21 protein-coding genes and 1 pseudogene are annotated in these 24,739 nt (G+C 67.8%); 9 read left to right on the top strand and 13 right to left on the bottom strand.

Going from position 1 to position 24,739, the window contains the following annotated elements; translation table 11 throughout:
* Nucleotides 1–157: 157 nt before the first annotated feature.
* The 3 genes from CKY28_RS06540 to CKY28_RS06550 form a co-directional block, all read right to left on the bottom strand.
* A complete protein-coding gene (locus CKY28_RS06540; RefSeq protein WP_095997487.1) occupies nt 158–988 on the bottom strand; it encodes a hypothetical protein in 831 nt (276 codons plus the stop codon).
* A 251-nt stretch (nt 989–1,239) separates the two neighbouring features.
* Complete coding sequence (locus tag CKY28_RS06545; protein ID WP_245841649.1) at nt 1,240–2,460, bottom strand: serpin family protein; 1,221 nt, start codon at nt 2,458–2,460, stop codon at nt 1,240–1,242.
* Nucleotides 2,461–2,572: 112 nt separating this feature from the next.
* Nucleotides 2,573–3,325, bottom strand: a complete 753-nt coding sequence (locus CKY28_RS06550; protein ID WP_095997489.1) for an META domain-containing protein — start codon at nt 3,323–3,325, stop codon at nt 2,573–2,575.
* Nucleotides 3,326–4,199: 874 nt separating this feature from the next.
* Here CKY28_RS06550 and CKY28_RS06555 point away from each other — a divergent pair.
* Nucleotides 4,200–4,550 (top strand): annotated as a pseudogene (locus tag CKY28_RS06555) (YciI family protein); the annotation flags it as partial.
* 122 nt (nt 4,551–4,672) lie between these two features.
* Nucleotides 4,673–5,935 carry an RNA polymerase sigma factor gene (locus CKY28_RS06560; RefSeq protein ID WP_095997490.1) on the top strand — a complete coding sequence of 421 codons (1,263 nt, stop codon included), beginning with the start codon at nt 4,673–4,675 and terminating at the stop codon, nt 5,933–5,935.
* Nucleotides 5,936–6,216: 281 nt separating this feature from the next.
* On the opposite strand, the gene CKY28_RS06565 is transcribed toward CKY28_RS06560, so the two are convergent.
* From CKY28_RS06565 to CKY28_RS06580, 4 genes are all read right to left on the bottom strand, one after another.
* Nucleotides 6,217–6,783, bottom strand: a complete 567-nt coding sequence (locus CKY28_RS06565) for a cytochrome b (RefSeq protein ID WP_245841651.1) — start codon at nt 6,781–6,783, stop codon at nt 6,217–6,219.
* Between the two features lie 13 nt (nt 6,784–6,796).
* Nucleotides 6,797–8,731 carry an acetate--CoA ligase gene (acs, locus tag CKY28_RS06570; protein ID WP_095997492.1) on the bottom strand — a complete coding sequence of 645 codons (1,935 nt, stop codon included), beginning with the start codon at nt 8,729–8,731 and terminating at the stop codon, nt 6,797–6,799.
* Nucleotides 8,732–8,751: 20 nt separating this feature from the next.
* Nucleotides 8,752–10,197 (bottom strand): porin family protein, encoded by a 1,446-nt coding sequence (locus CKY28_RS06575; RefSeq protein ID WP_095997493.1) that lies wholly within the window; start codon nt 10,195–10,197, stop codon nt 8,752–8,754.
* A gap of 94 nt (nt 10,198–10,291) precedes the next feature.
* Nucleotides 10,292–11,245 carry a PQQ-dependent catabolism-associated beta-propeller protein gene (locus tag CKY28_RS06580; RefSeq protein ID WP_095997494.1) on the bottom strand — a complete coding sequence of 318 codons (954 nt, stop codon included), beginning with the start codon at nt 11,243–11,245 and terminating at the stop codon, nt 10,292–10,294.
* Between the two features lie 172 nt (nt 11,246–11,417).
* Here CKY28_RS06580 and pedF point away from each other — a divergent pair, with 172 nt between their 5' ends.
* The 5 genes from pedF to CKY28_RS06605 all read left to right on the top strand — a co-directional run bounded on the left by pedF (nt 11,418) and on the right by CKY28_RS06605 (nt 15,696).
* Nucleotides 11,418–11,807 (top strand): cytochrome c-550 PedF, encoded by a 390-nt coding sequence (gene pedF, locus CKY28_RS06585; RefSeq protein ID WP_342747145.1) that lies wholly within the window; start codon nt 11,418–11,420, stop codon nt 11,805–11,807.
* A gap of 3 nt (nt 11,808–11,810) precedes the next feature.
* Nucleotides 11,811–12,659: a substrate-binding periplasmic protein gene (locus CKY28_RS06590; protein WP_095997496.1), complete on the top strand. Its 849-nt coding sequence runs from the start codon at nt 11,811–11,813 to the stop codon at nt 12,657–12,659.
* A gap of 95 nt (nt 12,660–12,754) precedes the next feature.
* A complete protein-coding gene (locus CKY28_RS06595) occupies nt 12,755–14,521 on the top strand; it encodes a methanol/ethanol family PQQ-dependent dehydrogenase (protein ID WP_095997497.1) in 1,767 nt (588 codons plus the stop codon).
* An 89-nt stretch (nt 14,522–14,610) separates the two neighbouring features.
* On the top strand, nt 14,611–15,258 hold the full coding sequence (locus CKY28_RS06600; RefSeq protein ID WP_095997498.1) for a response regulator: 648 nt from the start codon (nt 14,611–14,613) through the stop codon (nt 15,256–15,258).
* A gap of 54 nt (nt 15,259–15,312) precedes the next feature.
* On the top strand, nt 15,313–15,696 hold the full coding sequence (locus tag CKY28_RS06605; RefSeq protein ID WP_217989553.1) for a DUF1232 domain-containing protein: 384 nt from the start codon (nt 15,313–15,315) through the stop codon (nt 15,694–15,696).
* 7 nt (nt 15,697–15,703) lie between these two features.
* Here the strand turns inward: CKY28_RS06605 and CKY28_RS06610 are convergent, their stop codons facing one another.
* The 4 genes from CKY28_RS06610 to adh all read right to left on the bottom strand — a co-directional run bounded on the left by CKY28_RS06610 (nt 15,704) and on the right by adh (nt 21,124).
* A complete protein-coding gene (locus CKY28_RS06610) occupies nt 15,704–17,929 on the bottom strand; it encodes a hybrid sensor histidine kinase/response regulator (RefSeq protein ID WP_095997500.1) in 2,226 nt (741 codons plus the stop codon).
* Complete coding sequence (locus CKY28_RS06615) at nt 17,923–19,104, bottom strand: FIST N-terminal domain-containing protein (RefSeq protein WP_095997501.1); 1,182 nt, start codon at nt 19,102–19,104, stop codon at nt 17,923–17,925. The genes CKY28_RS06610 and CKY28_RS06615 overlap by 7 nt, the downstream gene beginning before the upstream one ends.
* A gap of 3 nt (nt 19,105–19,107) precedes the next feature.
* A complete protein-coding gene (locus CKY28_RS06620) occupies nt 19,108–19,494 on the bottom strand; it encodes a DUF779 domain-containing protein (protein WP_095997502.1) in 387 nt (128 codons plus the stop codon).
* Nucleotides 19,495–19,603: 109 nt separating this feature from the next.
* The gene (gene adh / locus CKY28_RS06625) at nt 19,604–21,124 is read right to left on the bottom strand and encodes an aldehyde dehydrogenase (RefSeq protein WP_095997503.1); all 1,521 of its coding nucleotides are present in this window, start codon (nt 21,122–21,124) and stop codon (nt 19,604–19,606) included.
* Nucleotides 21,125–21,282: 158 nt separating this feature from the next.
* Between adh and CKY28_RS06630 the strand changes: the two genes are divergently transcribed.
* Both CKY28_RS06630 and CKY28_RS06635 read left to right on the top strand, forming a co-directional pair.
* A complete protein-coding gene (locus tag CKY28_RS06630; protein WP_095997504.1) occupies nt 21,283–21,717 on the top strand; it encodes a pseudoazurin in 435 nt (144 codons plus the stop codon).
* A gap of 11 nt (nt 21,718–21,728) precedes the next feature.
* On the top strand, nt 21,729–22,028 hold the full coding sequence (locus tag CKY28_RS06635) for an EthD family reductase (RefSeq protein WP_245841653.1): 300 nt from the start codon (nt 21,729–21,731) through the stop codon (nt 22,026–22,028).
* 12 nt (nt 22,029–22,040) lie between these two features.
* Here CKY28_RS06635 and CKY28_RS06640 read toward each other — a convergent pair whose 3' ends face one another.
* Nucleotides 22,041–24,098, bottom strand: coding sequence for a TonB-dependent receptor (locus CKY28_RS06640; protein WP_095997505.1), 2,058 nt, complete (start codon nt 24,096–24,098; stop codon nt 22,041–22,043).
* A complete protein-coding gene (locus tag CKY28_RS06645) occupies nt 24,095–24,676 on the bottom strand; it encodes a rhodanese-like domain-containing protein (RefSeq protein ID WP_095997506.1) in 582 nt (193 codons plus the stop codon). The genes CKY28_RS06640 and CKY28_RS06645 overlap by 4 nt, the downstream gene beginning before the upstream one ends.
* Nucleotides 24,677–24,739: the final 63 nt, after the last annotated feature.

Below are 24,739 nucleotides of genomic sequence, written 5' to 3' on the forward strand. Positions count from 1 at the left end.
TCAAGACGTGCATCGGGCTTAGGACGAGAGGACGGCGCGACATGCCGCCCACAACAGACAGGAGCGGGGTTCGTTTCGGTCGCGCTTTAGATAACATCATCGAGGATGCCCGAAGCCCGATGCTAAGCCGCTCCCCCTCTCGCGTGGGAGGCACCAACTACCGGATGCGCGGCGCACCGTCCGGCTCGCCCACGGCGACTATCGGACCCGTGCCGCACTTCACCCGGAGCAGCTTCACGTTCGGGTCGGTCTCAGAGAAGCCCTGCGGCCCGCCCCACGTCATCCGCTCGCCGATGCGCGGCATGGCGCGGCCGGAGCCGGTGTTCTTCAGGGCCATGTAGCCTTCCGCGTCCAGCCCCAGCTCCACGTCGCGGCCGAAGATCACCAGCGGCTCGCTACCCTCGACGTGTTCGGTCAGGCGAAAGCACCCGTCGCGAAGGATGACGCGCCCGCCAAGTAGCGCCTGGTTGATGATCGCCGGCCGCCGATCCTGTCGCGCAAACATGCGCACGTAGCGGGTCAGCGCCGGGTCGATCGACCGCGGGTTGCGCGGCCGGGAGAAGTTCAGTTCAAGCCTCTCGGGCAGCACCCAGCACTCGCGCGCGGCGATCTCCCGAAAGCCCGCCTCGTCTATGTTCATGTCGAAACGGACCACGCCGTCGAACTCGTACACTGCCCCGCCGCCGACCAGGCGATACGGCTCGAACCGTCTCCACCACTCGTCGAAGATGGGCTGGAGCTCCGCCGTGGTGAGCCCGCCTTCGCGGGACGTGAAGCGCGGGTCGCGCGTGTAGCGCGCGAGCGTCGCCGCGGCGTTGCGGCGGAACTGGAAGGCGAAGCGGGGCTTGGGATCGCGGACGACGCGCATGCCGACATAGTTGCCTCGCTCGGCCGTCCTGAGACGCCGGTTGAGCGCCTGCGCGGCCTCGCGCGCCGCGTCGTCCGGGTTCGCCATGCTCTCCCGGGCGGCGATCGCCTCCTTGGTCATCGGCAGAGGAGTAGGACGGCCGTCGGCAGGAGGGGGCGGAGGTGCTACGGGCGGGGCTGTTAAAGACCCGGTAGGCGGCGCGGAAAGGATGGTGGCGTAACCGGACGGGCCGATCGTCGCGCCGCGGGGAACGGACGACGCGATTGGAGCGGCGTCGGTTGCACGGCCGCCGCTGATCGACTGGGTGGCAGGAACGACTTGGTCCGTGCACGCGGCTATGAAGAGGACGATGCTGCTCGATACGGAGGTTCTCATTGGACGGCCTCCGGATCGGCGATGCGCCCGAAGAACAGCACCGCGCCGCTCTTCCGATCCCGCAAGGTGGCGAGGAACGGACGGTCGAACACGATCTCCGGCACCTTGGGCTCGATCCGCGCGGCCGTCACCACGATCTTGACCGCCGTGACGGCCGCCGCCTCGGTGCCTTCCTCGTCCACGCGCAGGAAGGTCGCGTGCGCCACGTCATCAATCGCCAGTCGCGGGCCGCTTGCGATGCCGGAGAAGTCGGCTCGCGCCCGGTCCAACGCGGAGGGCATGCCGGCTGCAATCAGCGCCGCTTTCACGCTCTCGTCGAAGCGCGCCTCGAATCGCGGCAGGATCACGCGCACGTCGCGCTCGGGCTCGGCCGACAGGTCGAACCTGGACGTGCCGCCCTGCTCGCCGGCGAAGAAGTCGACACCCCTCACCTCGCGCTCCCATCTGCGCAGCGTCGCCGTGTCTCGGGGCAGGAACAGCTCCATGATAAAGCGGCCGTCGCGGCCGTAGGGCAAGGTGATTGCCTGGCCCTCGCGGGTCTCGCGGTACTGAAACCGGCCTGTCCGCTTCATCATCGTGATCGGCGCACGAGACCCGTCGCCGCGCGTGACGGTGCGGGTCTCGGTATCCTCGAACGGTGTGGTCCACTTGGCCTTGAAGTGAAGCGCGTTGGTCAGGACCGCGGCCGTGTCGGCGTTCAGGCCCGAGGCGGAGACGATCTCCGTGATTTGGCCCTTCGTCTCGCGCGAGACCCAGCCGTTGATCCTGGCCGCGGCACCGCCGGGATCGCGAGCGTAGTCGACCGTTTCGGGAACGGATCCGAAAGCGGAGCGCGCCTCGGCGACGTACTCGCCGCGAACCGGCAGACCTTTCGCCAGCCAGAGCGCGTTCGCAATGCCGAGCGCTATGTCGGCATCGCCGGTGTCGGTAAGCTGGGCGTTATAGGCCCTGGTTAGCGCGGCGGCGTTCGACACTGGGCTCCAGCCCAGCACGCGGCCGATCTCGGCGCGCGTCTCGCCGCGCGCGCCGATGAATGCGAGCCCGAGACCCTGTGACAGGCTGACGGGCGAGACGAACAGGTTGGCGTTCGAGCCGGCGGCAGCGGAGAGCTTCGGGTAGACCGTTGCGGCCATGTGCGCCGCACCAAAGGTGAGGTCGTGCGGGGTGGCGGCTTCCGCGACCCCGCCCGGCCCGGCCGCGGCCCTCTCCGACGCCACGCGCCGTCCGTCATCCCGGGCCGACATGCACCCGCAAGCGGCCAGAGCCGTCGCGAGGAGGATCAGTACGCGACACCACATCAATATCCTACTCCCACCCGAAGGCACCGGCCTAGAGTATCAACTCCAACCCGGCGCGCGACCCGTCCGCAAAGGTGATCCACAATGTCCCGCCATCACGGGCCCAAGTTCGCGCCTGCCTCATGCGGCTCCAGAACTTGGCGCCGACCTCGCCAATGCTGGGCTCGGGACAGCCGATCACCGTCGACAACGGTACGGCGTAGGCGTCGGCCGGCCTCTCGAACCAGCCCCTATGCCAGCGGCTGCCGCCACCCACGTCGTTGCAGGCGTTTGTGCCGCCGAACGTGCCGCTCTCGCGGAAGGTCAGCGTGGCAGCCGGGTACGGGCCATCGGGCGCGCGCTGTCGGTCCAGCTCGCGAAGCGCCCACGTCGTGCCGGCGATCGCGGCGGGCATGATGCGCGGCCCTCCGCACCCGCGGTACAGGTGGGGCGGGTAGCTCGTCGTCAACCGGTCCGGCCGCGCGGCGTTGCCTGAGCAATCTCCCGCCTCGATCGTGAGGACCATGTCGCCGATGCGGTGCGTTCGCGCCGTCCCGTTTTCCTGCCGCGCGTCGATGGTCGCCTGAAACCATCCTGCGCTCCCGGGCGTGCGGAAGGTGATCCGGTCGCCGGAAATGATCCCGCGTCCGTTGCGCGTCCTGCCCGGCTGGCCGGGCATGTCGAACTGGTAGGTCGTCCGATCCAGTTGCGCCGACGGATCGGCAGCCGGCTGCGAGGAGCAGGCGCCGAGCATCGCCGCGCCGAGGACCGCAGTGCTTTTGAGGCTGACCCTGACGATGTTCATCTCGGATTCGGTACCACCGCCCGCCGCCGCGCATCCAGTCCGCGAACACGGCCTGCGTGCAGACGTCGAGGGGCTCGAACACGCTAGGCGCGACGCGGCCGAGCAGCACGGGGCCGGTCCGCCCCGGCCGAATGCCGATCTCACAGCTAGCCATCCGGACGGAGCAGTAGCCGTTCACGCTCTCCATCGGGTTGTCGCGAAGCAGGATAGACCGGTGTGAACGACCCATTATAACCGAGAGCACGCGCGCCGGGTAGTCGCGGTCGACCCTCATCCTGGGCCGAACCATAGGCGGGCGCGTCCGTCCGCGTGACAGTAGCGATTGACCGCAAACGATGCCTGGTCGATCACCAGCTCCGCAACCAAGTCCGCCCTGGCGAGCGCCGCCCGACCCTCTCGTTCCAGATCGGCAGGCGGGACGCAGGAACAGGCAGAGGCGGGCGAGGTCATGCTCGCGAGCATGCCAGCGAGTGCCGCACCGACCGCGCGTAAGGACCGAAGCGTCGTCACGGTAAAGGAATGGACACGAGTGCCTGAACGACTCATTTCGCCTGCTCTGGCATGCGGGCGATCTTAGTGCCCCTGCCCAACAGCCTCTCGCCACCGAGCCGGATCTGCCGTTCAAGCGTGACATACGGCATAGCGTCTGCTTGACAACGCTGGGCTCGGTGCAGAGCTCGCCTTCCGCAGGGTAAGTTCTTGGTCGTCGATAGGCCCGCGCGCATACCCGCCAAGCAGCAAGACGGGTGGTGTCATAAGCGGAGTGCGCGGGTCGCAGAGCAAAAGTTTCTTCTGCGACGTTGTCGAATCCTGAGGGCCTCGTTCGTCGTAGGAGCGGCCCGACGGCAATGGCGGCCTCGCAAGGAGAATGATGATGCGCGTGATGGTGTTCGTGAAGGCGACCGAGGACAGCGAGGCTGGCATGAAGCCCTCGCCCGAGCTCAGCCAGATGTTCGTGGACATGGGCAGGTTCAACGAGGAGCTGGTCGCTGCCGGCATCATGGTTGCCGGCGATGGGCTCAGGCCCTCGTCGAGCGGAAAGCGCGTGGCGTTCGACGGTCCGAGCCGCACGGTGATCGACGGCCCGTTCGCCGAAACTCGCGAGCTCGTGGCGGGCTACTGGCTCTGGGAGGTCAGGGACATGGACGAGGCGGTCGAGTGGGTGAAGAGGTGTCCCAACCCGATGTTCGGGCCGAGCGAGATCGAGATCCGCCCCCTCTACGAGGCCGAGGACTTCGCCGATCTCATCCCGCCCGAGGCCGCCGCAATCCACGACGGCGTGGGCGAGACGCTGGCGAGGCGCTGACGAGCTTGCCCGCCGCGGCCATGGTCTCGTAACCTTCGCCCATGGCGGCGGATGCAATACAGCGCGCGATCGAGACGGTGTTCCGGATGGAACGGCCCCGCCTCGTCGCGAGCCTCGCCCGCATGATCCGCGACGTCGATCAGGCCGAGGATCTGGCCCAGGAGGCGCTTCTGGCAGCACTCGCCGAATGGCCCGGGAGCGGCGTTCCGCGCTCTCCCGTAGCCTGGCTGACCGCCGTGGCCAAGCGCCGCGCCATCGACAAGATGCGACGCGAGCAGATGCTGGAACGAAAGCATGCCGACATGGCCCGCGAACTCGGTGAGGAGCAGGAAGGCTTCGGCGAGCGGATGGAGGCGGCGCTCGACGACGAGATCGGCGACGAGTTGCTCGCGCTCATCTTCACGGCCTGCCATCCGGTGATCCCGTCGGACGCGCGCGTGGCGCTCACGTTGCGCCTCGTGGGCGGGCTGACGACGCAGGAGATCGCGCGCGCGTTCCTCTCGTCGGAGCCGACGGTCGCGCAGCGGATCGTGCGCGCCAAGAAGGCGATAGGCAAGGCGGGTCTAGCCTTCGAGGTGCCGCGTGGCGTCGAACGGACCCGCCGGCTGAACTCGGTACTCGAGGTCGTTTACCTCATCTTCAACGAAGGCTACGCGGCCACGGCGGGCGATGCGCTGGTGCGGCCGGTGCTTTGCGCCGCGGCGCAGCGACTGGGACGCATTCTCGCCGGCCTGTTGCCCGACGAACCCGAGGTGTTCGGGCTGCTTGCCCTGATGGAGCTGCAGGCCTCGCGCTTAGCCGCACGAGCCGGGTCGAACGGCGCCTTCGTGCCGATCACCCAGCAGAACCGCGCGCGTTGGGACCAGCTGCTGATCCGGCGTGGGCTGCAGGCGCTCGCCCGGGCTGAGTTGCTGGACGGGGCCAACGGTCCCTATGCTCTGCAGGCAGCGCTCGCCGCATGCCATGCACGGGCGGTGAGGGCCGACGATGTCGACTGGCCGCGGATCGCCAGCCTCTATGATCGACTGAAGGAGGTCGCACCCTCGCCGATCGTGGATCTCAACCGCGCCGTCGCCTACGGGATGACCTTTGGACCGGAAGCAGGTCTGCGGCTTGTCGAGGAACTCGCCGGAGAGGCGCTTCTTCGGAATTATCCGCCTCTGCCCGCGGTGAAGGGTGATCTGCTCTTTCGGGCGGGTCGCCGGTCGGAGGCGCGCCCGCACTTCGAGGCCGCGGCCCGACTGACCCGCAATACGCGAGAGGCATCGTTCCTACTCGCCAGGGCACAGGCCTGCGATAATTAAAGCTCTGGCTTAGGAAGCAGTGGGCCGATGCGGATGTCCGTGTGCCTATACCAGCTCTGCCGCCCGGCGATATAGCGTGAGAGTTCTCCGGCCACCCGCCTCAGCAAGCGGCTGCCCGGACCCACTTCCGGTCGCTCGCCGCACCTGAGCTGCGCCCCGGAACCGGACGTTCGTTCATAGTGCTTCGCGGGCAAGAGCCGGAAGTTCGGATAGGCGTTTCGAGATCGCCAGACAGCGCGGCGCGGGCCTCAGCCGGTGCCGCGCCACGTCCGTTCACAGCATCAGATCGATCGCCGAGCCTCTCTTACCGTCGGAAGCATCCGATCTAGGATCAACACGCGGTCGAGCAGCTGGTGCTTCAGCGCGCCCGCGACGTGTAACGCGATCAGCGCGAGCATGCAGTAGGCGAGCAGGGCGTGCGCGCTCCGGACGTCCGCGTTGACCGCCGCGTCCGCGCCGACGGGAAGCGGAGGCACGGCGAACAGGCCGAAGGTCGTCGGCCGCGGCGTGGCGCTGGCGGACGTGAACACCCAGCCCGTGAGCGGAAGCGCCACCATGAGGCCGTACAGCCCCCAGTGAACGCCGTGCGCCAGCCTTCTCTGCCATTCCGGCACCTCGGACGGCAGCGGCGGCGGGCGGTGGCACAACCGCCAGGCGAGCCGTGCGAGGCTGAGCGCGAGCACGGTAAGGCCGATAGATTTGTGCAACCAAACCCAGCCGTCGAACAGCGTATCGTGGCCGAGCCCGATCGCCAAGTTGACGCCGATCAGCGCGGCGATCGTCCAGTGGAACACCATTGCGACGCGGCCGTAGCGCGCCGTCGCCATGTCGCCGCGCGCCATCCGCATGCCCGTCTCTCCACTACGCTGAGCCCCTGTCCGCCACAAGCTGCGCTACCACGGCCGGATCGGCAAGCGTGCTCGTATCACCGAGCCCCGACGTCTCGCCTTCAGCGATCTTGCGCAGGATGCGCCGCATGATCTTGCCCGAGCGCGTCTTCGGCAGTGCGGGCGTGAACTGGAGCGCATCGGGCGTGGCAACAGGGCCGATCTCGCGCCGCACCCACTGGCGCAACTCGTCGCGCAGGCGCTCGGTCGCTACCTCGCCCGCGTTTAGCGTCACGAATGCGTAGATGCCCTGCCCCTTCACGTCGTGGGGCATGCCGACCACCGCGGCCTCCGAGACCTGGCGGTGCGCCACCAGCGCCGACTCCACCTCCGCCGTTCCCATCCGGTGGCCCGACACGTTAATGACGTCGTCGACGCGGCCCGTGATCCAGTAATAGCCGTCCGCGTCGCGGCGGCAGCCATCGCCCGTGAAGTACTTGCCCGGGTAGGTCGTGAAGTAAGTCTGGAAGAAGCGCTGGTCGTCGCCCCACACGTTGCGCATCTGGCCCGGCCAGCTATCCGCGATACACAAATTGCCTTCTGCGGGACCATCCAGTTCGTCGCCGTCGGCGTCCACGATCACTGGCCGGACACCCGGTAGCGGGAGGCAAGCAGAACCAGGCTTCAGGTCGGTGGCGCCCGGCAGTGGCGAGATCAGTATGCCTCCTGTCTCCGTTTGCCACCACGTATCCACGATCGGGCAACGACCGTCGCCGACGATGCGGTGATACCAGTCCCAAGCCTCCGGATTGATCGGCTCGCCGACGCTGCCCAGCAGCCGCAGCGACCGTCGTGAGTGACGCGTCACCCATTCGTCGCCCTCGCGCATCAGAGCCCGGATCGCTGTGGGCGCGGTATAAAGCGTGTTCACGCCCAGCCGGTCCACCGTCTCCCATAAGCGACCATGATCGGGGTAGCTGGGAACTCCGTCGAACATGACGGTAGTGGCGCCGTTCGCGAGCGGGCCGTAGACGACATAGCTGTGTCCGGTCACCCAGCCCACGTCGGCCGTGCACCAGAATAGCTCACCGTCGCGATAGTCGAACACGTCACGGAACGTGCTGGTCGTCCACACCGCGTAACCGCCCGTCGTGTGTAGGACGCCTTTCGGCTTCCCCGTGGAACCGGACGTATACAGGATGAAGAGGGGATCCTCAGCCCCCATCGGCTCGCTTGGGCATTCCGGCGACGCGTCGGCGACGAGCCGATCGTACCAGAGGTCGCGGCCGGGGGTCATCGGCACGTCGGCGCCCGTCCGGCGCACGACCACCACGCGCTCGACCTCCGGGCAGCGTGCGAGCGCCTCGTCGACATTGGCCTTCAGCGGTATTCGCTTTCCTCCGCGGCAGCCCTGGTCGGCGGTCACGACGACCTTTGAGCCACAGCCCTGGATGCGCCCCGCCAGCGCATCGGGCGAGAAGCCGCCGAACACGACCGAGTGGATTGCGCCCACCCGCGCGCAGGCAAGCATGGCGACCGCCGCCTCGATGATCATGGGCAGGTAGATGGTCACCCGGTCGCTGCGGCGGACGCCCTGCGCTTTCAGGACGTTCGCGAAGCGGCAGACCTCCGCGTGCAGTTCGCGATAGGATATGCGCCGCTCGTCACCCTGCTCGTCGCCTTCCCAGATGATCGCCACCTGATCGCCGCGTTCGGCCAGGTGGCGGTCCAGGCAATTGGCCGACAGGTTGAGCTCGCCGTCTGGAAACCAGCGGATGCGGAAATCGACTTCGTGGAACGAGACGTCCTTCGCGCGGGTGTAGGGGCGGATCCAATCCACGCAGAGCCCCTCGCGCATCCAATACGCTTCGGGATCGGTCGCGGCCTCTGCATAGCGCCGCAGATAGTCGGCGCGCGTGATCCGCGCGTCGCTCGCCGCATCGCCCACGGGATAGAGCTTGCCCGTCACCTGTCCTCCGGGGCCGCGCGTCAGAAGAACAGGATGGCGCCGGCGGCCAGCGCGTCCGACTTCGCGTCGTTGCCGTTGTGCGCCTCCGAACGCGTCCGGGTGTACTCACCTATCAAGGTGACCCATCCGGTGAGGCCGTAACGCACCTGTCCCACATAGCTGGAATTGGACCGCACAAGCGTCGAGACCGCTTCGCCGTCGGCGAGTTCGAGGTTGCTCTCGCCGTAGCTGCCGGCCAGCGTGAACTTGCCGAAGCCCGCCGTGCCCTGGACATAGAAGCCGTCGCTGTCGCGCCTGCGGCCAAGCGCGTCCGTAGAGAGCAGGAACAGACCGGTCGTGCCGAGCCCGGTGCCAGCGTAGTAATAGCCGAGCAGGCCGAAATTGGCGTAGGAGAGCTTGGCGCCGAAATCGATGCCCTTGCCTGTGTACTCCGGCAAGCCGTTGATGCTGTCGTGCCGCTGGACGATGCCGCTGACCCAGGCGTGCGCGCCGAGCCCGCCATCCGTCGGCACCAAATCATAGGTGAGTTTCGCCTGAAAGCCGGGCGTGCCGTTCACCTCGTCGTCGCCGATCGTGGTCAGGGGCTGGAATACGCCGACCGCGACCTGGAAGCCGCCGAACTTCGGGCTGGCATAGCTGATCTGCGGCTGGAAATCGGTGTAGATGTAGCCGGTGCCGATCCGGCCGAGCGACGTGTTGGACGGCGCCGCATTGCCCGCCGCGGTGCCGACGGCGAGCAGGGTGATATCGTTCAGGATCGCTTCGGAGGCGAACAGCCCGATGTCGCGGCCGATCTTGAATTCACCGAGATCGGGCCGACCGACCGTGATGTAGGTCTGGCGGAAGTCGATGCCCGACGTGGTGAGCGCGGTAGGCTGGCCGGGTGAATTGGCGTTGAACACGACCGGGTTCACACTGTTGATCCCGGGATAAATGCCGAAATGCGCGCCCACGTCGAAATCCGCCTGGTTGGTCGTAACGTCCACCTTGAGGAAGCCCGGAAGCAGGCCGTTGCGGATCGCCGACGAGCTGTCGCCCACCGTGGCGACGCCGCCGGCAACCAGGTTGCCCGGCACCGCATCGTCGCCGTTGTCATGGACGTAGAAGCCGTTGATCGAGCCGGACAGCTTAACCGCGACCTCGCCGATTTGCAGGCCGACGCCGGAGTCCATCATCCGCACCAGCTTCTTGTCGTCCAGCCGTTCGGCCGCGGCCTGCTGCGCCGATTCGGACGAGGCGACCTGCGGCGGCACCGTGGGTTGCCCCTCCGCGACGGGTGCGGCCTGAACGGGCTGCGACTGCTTCCGCGCGACGAGCGCGTTGTACTCGTCGTCGGTCAGGATGCCTTTCTCCTTCAACCGCAGCAGCAGCTCGTCGGTCGCGTCCTGCGCATGCGCGGGCGTGGCCCCCACCCACAAAAGCGCCGCGGCTGCGGCGGCGCCCAGAAGCTTGCCCCTACGAGTCATCCGATCCTCCCCTATTGCGGCGGTCGTGACCGCGCCTTGTTGCCTCAGGCTGGGGGAGTCGGAACGGGTACGAAATTAGACGTTGGAAGGAAGACTAAGGTGCAATGGCGACGCCCCATGGGGCGCGTCCGGCAGGTATCGTCGCGACCACTTTCGCATTGACGATGTCGATCACCGATACGCTGTCGCTCAAGCCATTGGCCGCGAATGCGCGCTTGCCGTCCGGCGTCACCGCAAGGTGCCATACGCGCCGGCCTACCGGCACCAACGCGGTGACCTTGCGGCTCGCCCGGTCGATGATCGCCACGTGGTCCGCGCGGCCCAGCGCGACGAGCACTTGGCGCTGATCGGGGGTGAAGCGCACACCGACGGGCAGCACCTTCTCCGGCGCGACGCCGGGCACCTCGAAACGGATCGTGTCCGTGACCTTGCGGGTCGCCGGGTCGACCACCTGGACCGTGCCGCCGATTTCCGCCGACACCCAGAGCTCGCGACCGTCGGCGGTGAACTCGGCGTGGCGAGGACGCTCATCAACGGCGGTGGTGCCGGCCAGCGCCCGCGTTCCAATGTCGATCCAGTGCAGCGCGTGGTCCGTCTCGGACGTGGACACCGCAAAGCGGCCGTCCGGGCTCACCGCCATGCCTTCGGGCTCCACGCCCACCACGACCTGAAACGCGACCGCGCGCTTCAAAACGTCGATCGCCGTCACCGTCGAGTCCCGCTCGTTCGACGCGAAAAGCAGCCGCCCATCGGGCGACAACGCGAAGGTTTCCGGGTTCTCGCCCGAGGGCAGATCGTGGAGCACTTCGCCCGTGGCGCGGTCGACGACCTGCACCGAATTGTCGTCGGACGCGCAGATGTAGAGGTGTCTGCCGTCCCGCGACAGCACCACGCCGCGCGGGCGTTTGCCGACGGTCCAGGTAGCGGTGGGACGGAGAGTCTTCGCGTCGATCACGGTGACGGACGAACCACGCTCGTTGGTGACGTAGATCGTCTGTCCGGCGGCCGGCGCGGTGAGCAGAAGAAGTGGCGGGAGCAGCTTGTACATGGGCGGGGAGATTAGCCGCGCACGCGCGCGAGGCACGTCGTACCAAAGTGCAATAGGCCCTCCTCACCCGCCGCCTACCATCCCTGCGCCGCCTGTGGACGATTGTCGGCGGCCGGTTGGAGGGAGTAGCATGGCGATTACCGGATCCCGATTGATGCTCGCGTTATCGACGATGCTCTTCGTCGGAGCCGTGGCGAGCAGGCTTCCCGCCCATGGTCCGGTGACGCCGCAAGCCGTGGACACGAGCAAGCTGCCCGACATCGGCGAGGCGATCCTGACAAAGAACCCGTATCGCGGCAATCCGGTCGCCATCAAGATCGGCGAGTCGGCATACGGCCAGAACTGCGCGCGCTGCCACGGCCTCGACGCCGTCTCCGGCGGCATCGCGCCCGACCTACGTTACATGGACAAGGGCGAGGCGGGCGACGAGTGGTACATGGAGCGGTACCACAAGGGGGCGGTGCGGGACGGCAAGGTGTACATGCCGCCCATGGGACCGATCCTGGGCCAGAAGGCCGGCTGGGCCATCCGCTCCTGGCTCGACACCAAGCACCAGGAGTAGGAGGTGGTCCTCGCCCGCCGCGCCTTCATCGGCGGTGCGCTCGCCGCGCTCGCCCTTCCCCGCCCCGCCCTCGCCGCCTCCCTCGACAAGGTGAAAGCCAACGGCGTGCTCCGCGTTGCGGTGTACCGCGACTTCGCGCCTTGGTCGTGGCGCGACGCGGCCGGTAAGCTGCGGGGGATCGACGTGGAGCTGGCGGAGGCGATCGCCCGGCGCCTAGGCGTGCGCTCGGAGGTCGTCGACTTCATGGCCGACGAGAGCGTAGACGACGACCTCAGGAACATGGTCTGGCGTGGCCCGCTGATTGGCGGCCAAGTCGCCGACGTGATGTTCCACGTGCCCGTCGATCCGCGCTTCTCGCGTCAGAACGATCGGGTCGCGATCGGCGCAGCTTACTATCGCGAGAGCTTCTCGATGGCGTGCGCGCTCGACACGGACTGCGAGGTCGCGCCGCCCCAGCTGAAGGGCAAGCGGCTGGCGGCGGAACTCGACTCCATCCCCGACTTCTATTTGTCCGGTGGCTTCGGCGGCGTGTTGCGCGGCGACGTCGCGCACCTGCTCAGTGGTTCGGCTGCGATCGACCAAGTGGCGCAGGGCAAGGCGGATGTGGTGCTCGCCACGCGTGCGCAGGTCGAGCATGCCCGCACCACGGCGGGCGACCGGCTCAAGCTGCGGCGGGGCCCGCTACCCGCGCTGCCGAGTCCCGGCTGGGACGTGGGCATAGCCGTCAAAGACGACAGCCGCGATCTGGGCGACACCATAGAGGCATTGATGGGAGAGTTGCGCGGCGACGGCACGCTCGCTGCCATCTTCGGTCGGTACGGCGTCACGCCGGCCGCTCCGCTTTCGGCTTGATCCAAGGTCCAATTCAGCGGGCGCGCGTCCGGGCGTAGCTTGCGCCGACAAAGCCTCGGCGACCTCTCGCCGCCGAGCAGGAGGGGAGAAGAAGCATGAGTAAGCTTTCGCTTGGGGCCGTCCTGCTGACGGGCGCAGCCTTCGTCACCGCGGCGCCGCTGGCCGCCAGAGACAAGGACGAGCAAGGCGCGGCGGTGGTGGCCGCGGCGGCGGGTCCGTCCGATGTCGACCTGATGAACGACGAGCGGTCCACCGGCGACGTGCTGACCTATGGCATGGGGCCCCGCGCCCAGCGGTTCAGCCCGCTCCAGACGATCAACGCGTCCAACGTGGCGCGCATGGTGCCTGCCTATTCCGCGTCGCTTGGCGGCGAAAAACAGCGCGGCCAGGAGGCGCAGCCGATCGTCTATGACGGGATGATCTACGTCACCGGTTCGTACAGCCGCCTGTTCGCGTTCGACGCGAAGACGGGTGAGGAGGTGTGGCAGTACGACGCCCGCCTGCCCGACGGCATCATGCCGTGCTGCGACGTCGTCAACCGCGGCGCCGCCATCTACGGCGACAAAATTATCTTCGGCACCCTCGACGCGCACCTGGTCGCGCTAAACCGCAAGACCGGCAAGGTGATCTGGAACAAAAAGCTGGCCGACTATTCCGCGGGCTACAGCTTCACCGCGGCGCCGCTGATCGTGAACGGCAAGGTGCTCTACGGCAACTCCGGGGGCGAGTTCGGCGTGGTGGGCAAGGTGGAGGCGCGCGACGTCAACACCGGCGAGCTCGTCTGGTCCCGACCCACGATCGAGGGCCATATGGGCATGCTGAACGGCAAAGAGTCGACCATGACCGGCAAGCTCAACGCGACCTGGCAGGGCGACCAGTGGAAGACAGGCGGGGGCGCGACCTGGCTCGGCGGCACCTACGATCCCGAAACCAAGCTCGCCTATTTCGGCACCGGCAACCCCGCGCCGTGGAACAGCCACCTGCGCCCGGGAAACAACCTTTATACCTCGTCGACGATCGCCCTCGATCCCGACACGGGCGAGGTCAAGTGGCACTACCAGACCACGCCCCACGACGGCTGGGACTTCGACGGAGTGAACGAGTTCATCCCCTTCGACCATAACGGGCGCAAGCTGGGCGCGAAGGCCGACCGCAACGGGTTCTTCTTCGTGCTCGATCGCACCAACGGCAAGTTCGTGTCCGCCACGCCGTTTGTGTCCAAGGTGACCTGGGCCAAAGGCTTCGACAAGCAGGGCAAGCCCATCTTCGTGGCGGAGAACCGGCCGGGCGCGCCGACCGCGGAGAAAGGTCCGGCGGTCTTCTCCGCCCCTTCGTTCCTGGGCGGCAAGAACTGGATGCCGATGGCGTACAGCCAGCAGACTGGCATGTTCTACGTCCCCTCCAACGAATGGGGCATGGACATCTGGAACGAGCCGATCGCGTACAAGAAGGGCGCGGCCTATCTGGGGGCGGGCTTCACGATCAAGCCGCTCTACGACGACCATATCGGCGTGCTCCGAGCGATCGACCCTGCCACTGGCAAGATCGCCTGGGAGTACAAGAACAAAGCGCCGCTCTGGGGCGGTGTGCTGACCACGGCAGGCAATCTGGTCTTCACCGGCACGCCCGAAGGCTTTCTCAAGGCGTTCGACGCGAAGACAGGCCAGGAGCTCTGGAAGTTCAACACCGGCTCGGGCGTGGTCGGCTCGCCCGTAACCTGGGAGCAGGACGGGGAGCAGTACGTGGCCGTGATGTCCGGATGGGGCGGCGCGGTCCCGCTATGGGGCGGCGAGGTTGCCAAGGCGATCCAGAACATCAACCAGGGCGGCGCGCTCTGGGTGTTCAAGCTGCCTAAATCGTGATCGGGGCGATTGGGGCGCGGATCTCACCCGAGTCCCTTTCCTCGCCGCCGGTCTGCACGCTAGACGCTGGTCCGGGGAGGGGCTCGGGGGTGGAACGCGTTCTCATCGCGGACGATCATCCGCTGGTGCGCGACGGATTGCGCACCGTGATCTCCGTCGCGTTCGACGGCACGGAGCTGTTCGAGGCGTCTTCGGTCGCCGAAGCGGTCGGCATCATCGAACGGGAAGGCGACTTCGATCTGGTGCTGCTCGACCTCAACATGCCGGACGCCAACGGCTTCTCCGGCCTGGCGACGCTCAGGGATCGTTTCCCCTCAATCCCTGTCGTGGTCGTCTCGGGTGCCGTCGAAGGCGGGCTCGTCGGCGAGGCCGTCGCGTGTGGGGCCGCAGGGTTCATTCCGAAGTCGCTGAAGCGCAGCGCCATCGTGGACGCGATCCGGCGCATCCTCGCCGGCGACATCTACACGCCCGAGGAGTTCCTGGCCGTTCCCGACGCAGAAGCGGAGGAGATCCGCCGACGCATCGATACGCTGACGCCTCAGCAGCGCATCGTCTTGGGGCTGGTGGTCGCGGGGAAGCTCAACAAGCAGATCGCCTACGAACTCGACGTGTCGATGACCACCGTCAAGGCGCACGTTTCCGCAATCCTGGCGAAGCTGAACGTTTATAGCCGAACGCAGGCGGTCATACTGGCCAACAAGGTGCGCTTCGTCGGCGCGACCGCCCCACGGCATTGAAGACCGGTGGCGCAGGCGGGCGGACGAGCCCATAAAGCGCGGGGAGCGTTGGCGATGGGCGGCTGGCGGCGGATCAGGGCCTGGGCCGCATCGATGAAGCGGAACACGCTTGCGCTCTGGATCGCCGCCCGCGACCCCCGCACGCCGGCGGCCGCGAAGCTGGTCGCCGCCGTCGTGGCCGCCTACGCGCTCAGCCCCATCGACCTCATTCCGGACTTCATTCCCGTTCTGGGATTGCTCGACGAGCTCCTCCTCCTGCCTGCCGGGATCGCGGTGGCTCTGCGGCTGATCCCGACAGTGTTGATGGAGGAATTCCGGGCCGCCGCGGCGCAAAGGATCGCCAGGCCGAGTAGCATCGTGGCAGGCACGATCATCGCGGTGCTTTGGATGGCCGCTGCGGCGCTCGGAACGGCGTGGTTGCTTGACCGGCTCGATTGAGTACGGCTCAGCTCCCCAACCGCGCGAGCAGAGCGCGAAGCTGCGCAGGCTTGACTGGCTTCTGAAGCACGTGGAACCCGTTGGACGTCAATTGGTCACGGAGATCGGGCATTCGATCCGCTGTGATGATGACGGCGGGCACCGCACGACCGAGCAGCTGGCGAAGGCTGGCAACCACCTCGTCACCAGTGGCCCCATTATCGAGATGATAATCGGCTAAGATGACATTCACCGCCTCATGCGCACACGGCGGCGCGGCGCGCACCTCCGCCTCTCCCAACGCGGTGAAAACGCGGCACCCCCACCCTTCGAGCACCGCACGCATGCCGTCCAATATCGATTGCTCGTTGTCGACCACCAGCACGGTGCGCATGCCGAGCCCTTGGCGCATAACCGGAACAGCGGGCGCCCGGCAGCGAAGGCCCAGCGCGGCGATCGGCACGGCCACTGTGAAGACGGACCCCTGGCCCGGAGCGCTGCGGAGATCAATCGGGTGGCCGAGCATCCGGCCAGCGCGCTGTACGATCGCCAGCCCAAGTCCTATACCCCGCGCGCGACCATCGTCGAAACGTCGGAACTCCTCGAAGATCTCCCGATGATGCGCGGGGTCGATGCCCGGCCCCGTGTCCGTCACCGCAATTACTGCGCACTCGCCCTCGAGCCGCACCGACATTGTGACCCCGCCTTCCCGCGTGTAGCGAAGGGCATTGGACAGGAAGTTCTGGAGGATGCGGCGCAGTAGCCGGGGGTCGGACCGAACCCAGGCATCCGTCGAGTCCACCTGGAACCCAAGGCCGCGCTCGTCCGCGATCAACGCGAACTCGGCCCGAAGAGCCTGAAACAATTCGCCCAGCGGGACGTCGCCGATCTCCGGCGTGATCGCCCCGGCGTCGAGCTTCGAAATCTCCAGCAACGCCTCGAGCAGATCTTCGATCGAATCCAGCGCCGACGCGGATTGCGAAACCAATTGCCGGTTCTCGGGCGCGAGCCGGCGGCTCGCGAGCGCGGACACGAACAGGCGCGCTGCGTTCAGAGGCTGTAATAGGTCATGGCTCGCAGCGGCGAGAAAGCGCGTTTTCGACAAATTGGCCTGCTCAGCCGCGGTCTTGGCGTCGCGCAACGCGGCCTCGGCGGCGACGCGGTCGGCAATCTCCCGCTCAAGCTCAGAGGTGCGCTCGGCGACGCGCGCCTCCAACGTCTCGTTCGCCTCGCGCAGTGCCTCCGCTGCGCGGAGACGGCGGGTGACGTCATGGAACGTGATCACCATGCCACCCTCCGGCATGGCGCGCCGTCGCACCTCGACGCTTCTCCCGTCGGGCTCGGTACGGATCACCACGGCCTCGCCTGCGGACAACCAACCGAGCACTTCCTCCGCATCCGTCCACAACCGGCTTTGGCACCAGCGTACCAGAGACTCGTGCTCACCCAGCCGCAGCTTGGCCGTTGCGGGATTGAGCCTCAGAAGCGCCAGAAGAGGATCGTTCCACGCAAGCAGTCGACGCTCGCGATCAAAGACGCAGACACCCTGCGGAATTGCGTCGAGCGTGCCCTGGAGCACCAGCGCCCGCTCCGCCAGCTCAACGGCGCGTCGACGCGCATCTTCCGCGCGGATGTCAGTGATATCGGTATAAACGCCGACCACGCCGCCCTCGCTGGTGCGACGCTCGTTGACTTGGATCCAGCGCCCATCAGCGAGCGCGATTACCTGACCGCCGCCCGCGATCTGGTGCTGCGCCACGCGTTCGGACACCCAGCGGTCGGGGGCGACCATCGCCCCCAGAGACGCGCCGCTGTCGCCGATCGCGCCGGCTATGTCTTCGAACCGAGCGCCTGGCACGATGCGGTCGGCGACGTCGGGCCAGAGTGAGAGGTAAGTCTGATTGCAGAGCACCAAGCGATCCTCCGCGTCGAAGATCGCGAACCCTTCGTTTATGCTTTCCACAGCGTCCACGAGGCGCCGGCGCGCGCTGTCCGCCGCGTCACGGGCATGAGCTAGCGCCGCATTCGATCCGGCGAGTTCATCGAGTGTGCGCTCCAGGTCCGCGGTGCGCTCGCGCACTTTGCCTTCCAGAGATATGGCCGTCTCGAAGACGGAGAACGCGTTGCCCTGAAGGTCCGTCGAGCGTTCCACGCGGCTCATCAGAGCGGCGTTGATGCGCTTGAGCTTGGACAGTTCGGCCTCGAGCGCGGCGACCCGAGCGTCGACGCCCTGATCGTTCGCCGCCGTTAGCATCCCCGACCGATCGCCAGGCCGGTGAAGGTTTGGTTGACGTGGAGCGCATGATACTGCTCGCCATAGGTGTTGAACCCGATCACACCCTGCTTCGCATAGATCGCCGACACGGTTCCACGAAGCTGCCGTTGCTCAATCTCGACGGAGTTCAACACGCAATCGAACCCGATCACGCGGTCGACACCGCCTACGTCGCGGTCGAGGCGATCGAACAGGGTCTCCAGCCCCGCGACGATGTCGTTGCCTTCCCCGAGAGTCAGGACGACTCCCTCATCGATCGCGCAGTAGAAGGTCAGGCTGCCGTCCGGATTGGCCTTCTGTATCGACCGAACGTAATGCTCGCCGCCCGCGCGAACCATCGGCGGGTGGGCGGCGAAAATGGCGGGCCCGAGCTCGTCGGGCTGGGCGCCGACCAGCCGCGCATACTCGACCGCAGCGGGTTCGGCGTTGATCTCGTGAACGACGCGCGTCATCGGGTTGGCCGCCGTAATGACCATCTTTGTCGCACCCGGCACGTGATGCTGGGTGCGGAACACGCGCATCGGCCGCTCGGCCGAGAGTAGCGCGACTACCGCTGCGTCGCGCCGAAATTGCGTGCCACAGAAGATAAAAGTTTCTTTGAAGTCGAGCCCGTCGCCCGACGAGCCGCCGATCAGCGGCACCTCACCAAACGCATCCTGAAGCGCCAGTGTCAGCATCTCCTCGCGATGTGACAGACCGTCGACCAGGAAGATAGCGGCGTGGCTGGGTTGCGCGTCGATGCGGCGCGCCCACTCGTTGGCGTCGGCAACCAAAGCGCGGATCCGGCCTTGCGCGTCCGCCGCTTCGAACCGGTCGAGATCGGCGAAGCACTCCACGGCGAGCCGGAAGCCCTCGGCCGGAAAGCCGACCGCTGTGATCGTGCCCTCGGCCATGCCCTCAGGCGTGATCTCGCCCGACGAGGTGCAACCGACGACGACGAGATCGCCCGCACGCGCCGCCAGCGCATCCGCCAAGCGGTCGAGCGGGTATCGGCTGGAGCAGAAGAGGATGACGCCGGCGAGGTCGGACGCGCCAAGCTTCCCGAACAGGTCCTGCACGGCCAGTTCGGGATCGTCGACGCGCGTGCACGCCACGCGGATCGGTTGCCTCCCCTTCACGTCTGCGATCATGTCATGGTCGAGCGCGCTCGTCATGCCCTATTCGCCCCTGGGCGGAGGCCCCGCAGCGTCTAAGGCCGCGGCCTCGCCGTCGGTGAAGACGCGGCTTCTGATAATGAAGCGAACGCCCAGCGGCCCCTCTAGCGAGAAGCCCGCACCACGACCCGGGACCACGTCGATGGTCACCTGCGTGTGGCGCCAATACTCGAATTGCGCCGCACCGATCCAGACCGGCACGTCTTCCGCGATATGGCCGAGCAGGACGTCCTGGCTGCCCACCCGGAAATCGCCGAGCGGGTAGCACATCGGTGCGGAGCCGTCGCAGCACCCGCCCGACTGGTGGAACATCAACGGCCCGTGATGCGCCGCTAGGGCTTGCACGACGAGGTCGGCTTCGGGCGTGGACAGGATGCGCCGCGGTGGCATGCTGGGCTCCAAACAAGGGCGGCGGACCCGAGGGCCCGCCGCAGTTCATTCACCGCGAGTTTCAGGAGAGAGGATGCGGAAGTCGCCTCGCGGAGAGCAGATGGAAGGGTCAGAAGAAGCCCAGCGCCTTGGGGCTGTAGCTGACCAGCAGGTTCTTGGTCTGCTGGTAATGGTCGAGCATCATCTTGTGGTTCTCGCGCCCGATCCCCGACTGCTTGTAGCCGCCGAAGGCCGCGTGGGCGGGGTAATGGTGGTAGCAGTTGGTCCACACCCGCCCTGCCTTGATGGCTCGGCCGGCGCGATAGGCGGTGTTGCCGTTCCTGGCCCACACGCCCGCACCCAGTCCGTAAAGCGTGTCGTTCGCGATCGCGATCGCGTCGTCATAGTCCTTGAACGGCGTCACGGCGACCACGGGGCCGAAGATCTCCTCCTGGAAGACGCGCATCTTGTTATGGCCTTCCAGAATTGTCGGCTGGACGTAGTAGCCTTCGTCGATCTCACCGCCTGGCCGGTGGCGACCTCCGCCGGTCAGGACCTTGGCGCCCTCAGCCTTGCCGATGTCGATGTAGGAGAGGATCTTCTCTAACTGGTCGTTGGACGCCTGTGCGCCGATCATCGTGGAAGGGTCGAGGGGATGGCCCATCTTGATGGCCTGAGTTCTCGAAATCGCGCGCTCCATGAAGCGGTCGTAGATTGACTCGTGCACGAGCGCGCGGCTGGGGCAGGTGCATACCTCGCCCTGGTTCAGCGCGAACATCGCGAAGCCCTCGAGCGTCTTGTCGAAGAAGTCGTCCTCCTCGTCCATCACGTCGGGGAAGAATATGTTAGGCGACTTGCCGCCCAGCTCCAGCGTCACCGGAATCAGGTTCTCGGTCGCGTACTGCATGATCAGGCGACCCGTGGTGGTCTCCCCGGTGAACGCGATCTTGGCGATGCGGGGCGACTGGGCGAGCGGCTTGCCCGCCTCGACACCGAAGCCGTTGACGATGTTCAGCACGCCGGGCGGCAGCAGATCGCCGATGATCTCCGCGACCACCATGATGCCGAGCGGCGTCTGCTCCGCGGGCTTCAGGACGACGCAGTTGCCCGCGGCGAGCGCGGGAGCCAGCTTCCACGCCGCCATGAGCACGGGGAAGTTCCAGGGAATGATCTGCCCCACCACGCCGAGCGGCTCATGATAGTGATAGGCGACGGTGTCGTGGTCGATCTCCGCGATGGAGCCTTCCTGGGCGCGGAGAACGCCGGCGAAATAGCGGAAGTGATCCACCACCAACGGCATGTCGGCGTGGGTGGTCTCGCGGATCGGCTTCCCGTTGTCGATCGTCTCGACCAGCGCAAGAAGGCTCAAGCGCTCTTCGATACGATCGGCGATGCGGTTCAGGATCAGCGCGCGCTCGGCCTGAGAGGTGCGGCCCCAGGCGTCCTTCGCCTTGTGCGCGGCATCCAGCGCGAGCTCGACGTCCTCGGCGGTCGAGCGCGCGACCTCGCATATCTTTCTGCCGGTCACAGGTGACGGGTTGTCGAAATACCGGCCGCGCACGGGCGCGACCCACTGCCCGCCGATGAAGTTGTCGTAACGCGGACGGATCGCGATCGAGCCGTTCAGTTCGTCCAGAGCCTGTTGAAGCATGGCGTACCTCCTTCGGCCGTGCGTTGCGGCCTTTCTTCCCGGACCGCTTTTCCTCCTGCGCGCGGCACGTCGCCATTGCACCAAAGGTCGATTGCGCGGATGCGCTGAGGGCTGCTCATCGGTCGCCGGAGTGAAACGGGCTGAGTAGGAGAGCATCGATGAAGGCAGCGTATCTGATCGCGGCGGCGGCTCTGGCGACCGCGACGCCTGTCGCGGCGAAGGATCATGTGGTGCAGATGAGGAACATGGGGAAAGCCGGCGCGATGGTGTTCGAGCCCGCTTTCGTGAAGGCGCAGCCCGGCGACCGCATCCGCTACGTGCCGACCGATCCGTCGCACAACGCGGAGACCATTCCCTCCATGCTGCCCGCGGGCGTCACCTCCACCAAAGGTGCGATGAACAAAGAATTCGTACTCACCGTCTCCAAACCCGGCCTTTACGGCATCAAGTGTCAGCCGCACTACTCCATGGGCATGGTGGGGCTAGTGCAGGTAGGCAACGGTCCATCACTCAACCTTGCCCAGGCCCGGGCCGCCAAGCTGCCGCCGTTCGCCGCCAAGCGCATGAACGCTATGCTCGCGCAGGCGAAATAAGGGAGATCGCCGTGGCGATACTGTTGGTGAGCTACCCCGCCGGGGACGGAGCGCGGTTCGACCGGAGCTACTACGTCGCAACCCACCTGCCGCTGGTGCGGCGCGTGCTGGAGCCACACGGATTGGTCGGAGCCGAAGCTTATTTTCCCGATGATCAGGTCGCACCGATGTTCGCGGTCGCCGTGCTGCGCTTCGCCGACGCGGCCGCTCGGGACGCCGTGCTCGGCCACCCGGACGCCGGCCACGCGTTCGCCGACATCCCCAACTTCACCGACGTGCAGCCTGCCGCCACGCGCATGTCGGCCGCGTAGCGCCCGCTCCGGTCACCCGCCCCTGAACCGCAGCCCCACCCAGATCGTGCGGGGCGTCGCACGCTCGACCACTTCCGCACCGGTGTTGGCGGTCTCGACGCGCTCGTCGAGCAGGTTCTCGGCGCGCGCCTCCAGGCTCAAGCCCCGCGCGAGCGGCACGGAGGCGAAGGTGTCGAGCGTCGTCGCGGACGCCAGGTCGCGCGTGTTCTGATCGTCCTCGAACTGCCGGGCGGCATGGCGGATGGTGCCCGACACGACCATCTGCCCCTTGCGCCAGCCGAACGTCGCCGAGAGTAGGTCGCGCGGAGTCTGCGCGGGACGCAGCCCGTCCAGCGCCGCCGCCGCGCCCGACGCCTCGACGCGCGGGTCCACACGGCTCCAGGACGCCTGCGCGAAGACGGGGCCGAGCTCGGCGCGCGCGTCGAACTCGACGCCGGTCGAGACGATCGCGTCCAGGTTGCGCCTGACGCGGTAGACGCCTCCGGCCGCGACGAAGCCGACGCCGGGGAACACGCCCGGCCCGCGCCCCGCGGTCACGTTGGCGACCGCGCCCTCCAGGCGGTTGTGGAATACGGTCGCCGCCAGCGTCACGCCGCGCGCGGGCGCGAGCGTGACGCCGCCCTCCACGCCCTCCAGCCGCTCGGGCGCGAGCTCGGCGTTGGCGGCGACCGCGTCCGCGCCCACGCGGAACGGGCGGTACAGCTCGTTCAGCGTCGGCAACCGCCAGCCGCGATAAGCGGCCGCGCGCAGCGTCAGCGCGTCGGCGGGCCGCCACGCCAGCCCGGCGCGGCCCGTCAGCTCCTCGCCCGACCGGTCGCGGAACTTGAGATCGGTCAGCGCCGCGCCGCCCGCCAGCGGCCGCTCGGAGAGGAACCCGTCCGCGATGCGCCACCGATCGACGCGACCGCCCAGCGTCACCGTGAACGCGCCCAGCTCCGCCGCGCCGTCAGCGAACAGGCCGACCGTGCGGTTCTCGCCGCCCGCGACGCGCCGCCGAGTCGGCCGGGCGTTCACGAAGGTGAAGTTCTCCTGCGTCCGTCCCTCGACGTCCCGCCAGTCCGCGCCGAGCCTGAGGTCGACCCCGCGCCCGAGCGGCGGGGCGATCTCGACCCGCGCGCCCAGACCGGTCGCGGGCGTGCCGTACTGGTCCAGCGTCTGCGTGGCGGTCGTGCGGGTCGCGTTCACGCCCGCGAAGCTCGACGCGAACGCCCGCGTCTGGAGATAGGCCAGCGCCGACCAGCCCCAGCGCCCGCGCCCGACCACGCGCACGCTCACGTCCGCGCCCTCGCTCCTGTTGCCCGTGAACACCGTGCCGCGCTCGCGTGTGTCGGTGAAGACCGACATGTTGGCCTGGAGCTCGGTCGCCGGCGCGACCTCCACGACGCCGCGCACCGCGGCCGACGCCTGCTCGTACGGCGCCCGGCGGTCGACGGACCCGCGGTCCTCGCGCACGATCGGCACGAAGCCGTTGCCCCACGCGTACGCCGCCGACAGCGTGGCGAAGCCGCCGGGGCGCTCCAGCGTCGCCGCCGCTTGCGCGTCGACCGAGTCGCGGCTGCCGTAGAAACCTGCCGCCTCGACGGCCGCGAGCTGGTCGGGCGCGGCGCTCTCCAGCTCGACGATGCCCGCCAGCGCGCCCGGCCCGAAATAGCCGGAGCCGCCGCCGCGCGTCACGCGTACCTCGCCCAGCCGGTTGGTCGCGTAGGCCGGGAACGCCACCCATCCGCCGAACGGGTCCGCCTGCGGCACGCCGTCGAGCACGAGCAGCGCGCGGCTCGACGCGTTGCCGCCGATGCCGCGCAAGCTGATGCCCTGCGCCGTCGGGTTGGCGCTGCGCGAGTCGGCGCGGCGGAACTGTTGCAGTCCCGCCACGTCCGCCAGCACGCTCTCCAGCCGGTTCGCGGCGTTCGCCTCGATTCGCGCGCGGTCGATCGTCACGACGTCGAGCGCCCGGTCGGCCAGCCGCTCGTCCAGGCCTCGGCCCGTCACGACGACATCGCCCGGCTGGGCCTGTTGCGCGACGGCGGGAACGGCGGCGGACACTAGGAGGAAGGCGGAAAACCGGGTCATCGCGTACTCGAACCGAAGGGGGCGGCGGTGACGAGCGGGCGACCGAGATCGCGCCACCCGTCCGTGCCTTCCCCGAACCAATGGACGCGGGGGTAGCCCGCCCGCGTAAGACGCAGGGACGCGTTCCAGCTCATCCAGCAATCCGCAAGGCAGAACAGCACGATCGGCCGACCGGGCTTGCCGCGCGCGAGCTCGGCCACGCCGTCCAGGAACCATCGCTCCACGCCGGGATTCACCCGACCGCGCCCGGCTTCCGGGAACCAGGCCGCGCCGGGGATCGTCCGGTGCGTCCGCGCCAACCGCCAGCGGCCGGTCGCCGGATCGCGCACGCCGCCCTCCGCCGGGAAGACGTCGATCAGCACCGCGCCACCCTGCCGGAGCATGCGGGCGACCCCGGCCGCGTCGACGCGCGGCACGCCCGGCGGGGTTCCGGGCACCACCGCGCGATACTGGCCGATGCGATAGCCCGTCGCGGGGTCGAACGGCGCGGGCGCGTCCTGCGCGCTCAGCGCGAACAGCGACAGGACGGCGACGGTCGTCCGGATGACGCGACCCTGCTTTCCCGTTTCCGCCCGCATGCTGCACCCCGCCTTCTACCAAGGTGTGATGGCCGCTCGCGGCCGCCCGGCGTACTGGACTTT

It is taken from the genome of Sphingomonas lenta, from assembly GCF_002288825.1.
Lineage (GTDB): Bacteria > Pseudomonadota > Alphaproteobacteria > Sphingomonadales > Sphingomonadaceae > Sphingomonas > Sphingomonas lenta.

Bases quoted from the DNA above. Each gene is read 5' to 3' on its own strand.
- CKY28_RS06645 (WP_095997506.1), bottom strand. From the start codon at position 24,676: ATGCGGGCGGAAACGGGAAAGCAGGGTCGCGTCATCCGGACGACCGTC.
- CKY28_RS06620 (WP_095997502.1), bottom strand. From the start codon at position 19,494: ATGCCACCGCGGCGCATCCTGTCCACGCCCGAAGCCGACCTCGTCGTG.
- pedF (WP_342747145.1), top strand. From the start codon at position 11,418: ATGCTCTTCGTCGGAGCCGTGGCGAGCAGGCTTCCCGCCCATGGTCCG.
- CKY28_RS06640 (WP_095997505.1), bottom strand. From the start codon at position 24,098: ATGACCCGGTTTTCCGCCTTCCTCCTAGTGTCCGCCGCCGTTCCCGCC.
- adh (WP_095997503.1), bottom strand. From the start codon at position 21,124: ATGCTTCAACAGGCTCTGGACGAACTGAACGGCTCGATCGCGATCCGT.
- CKY28_RS06630 (WP_095997504.1), top strand. From the start codon at position 21,283: ATGAAGGCAGCGTATCTGATCGCGGCGGCGGCTCTGGCGACCGCGACG.
- CKY28_RS06565 (WP_245841651.1), bottom strand. From the start codon at position 6,783: ATGCGGATGGCGCGCGGCGACATGGCGACGGCGCGCTACGGCCGCGTC.
- CKY28_RS06575 (WP_095997493.1), bottom strand. From the start codon at position 10,197: ATGACTCGTAGGGGCAAGCTTCTGGGCGCCGCCGCAGCCGCGGCGCTT.
- CKY28_RS06540 (WP_095997487.1), bottom strand. From the start codon at position 988: ATGACCAAGGAGGCGATCGCCGCCCGGGAGAGCATGGCGAACCCGGAC.
- CKY28_RS06615 (WP_095997501.1), bottom strand. From the start codon at position 19,104: ATGACGAGCGCGCTCGACCATGACATGATCGCAGACGTGAAGGGGAGG.
- CKY28_RS06595 (WP_095997497.1), top strand. From the start codon at position 12,755: ATGAGTAAGCTTTCGCTTGGGGCCGTCCTGCTGACGGGCGCAGCCTTC.
- CKY28_RS06550 (WP_095997489.1), bottom strand. From the start codon at position 3,325: ATGAACATCGTCAGGGTCAGCCTCAAAAGCACTGCGGTCCTCGGCGCG.
- CKY28_RS06580 (WP_095997494.1), bottom strand. From the start codon at position 11,245: ATGTACAAGCTGCTCCCGCCACTTCTTCTGCTCACCGCGCCGGCCGCC.
- CKY28_RS06605 (WP_217989553.1), top strand. From the start codon at position 15,313: ATGGGCGGCTGGCGGCGGATCAGGGCCTGGGCCGCATCGATGAAGCGG.
- CKY28_RS06610 (WP_095997500.1), bottom strand. From the start codon at position 17,929: ATGCTAACGGCGGCGAACGATCAGGGCGTCGACGCTCGGGTCGCCGCG.
- CKY28_RS06560 (WP_095997490.1), top strand. From the start codon at position 4,673: ATGGCGGCGGATGCAATACAGCGCGCGATCGAGACGGTGTTCCGGATG.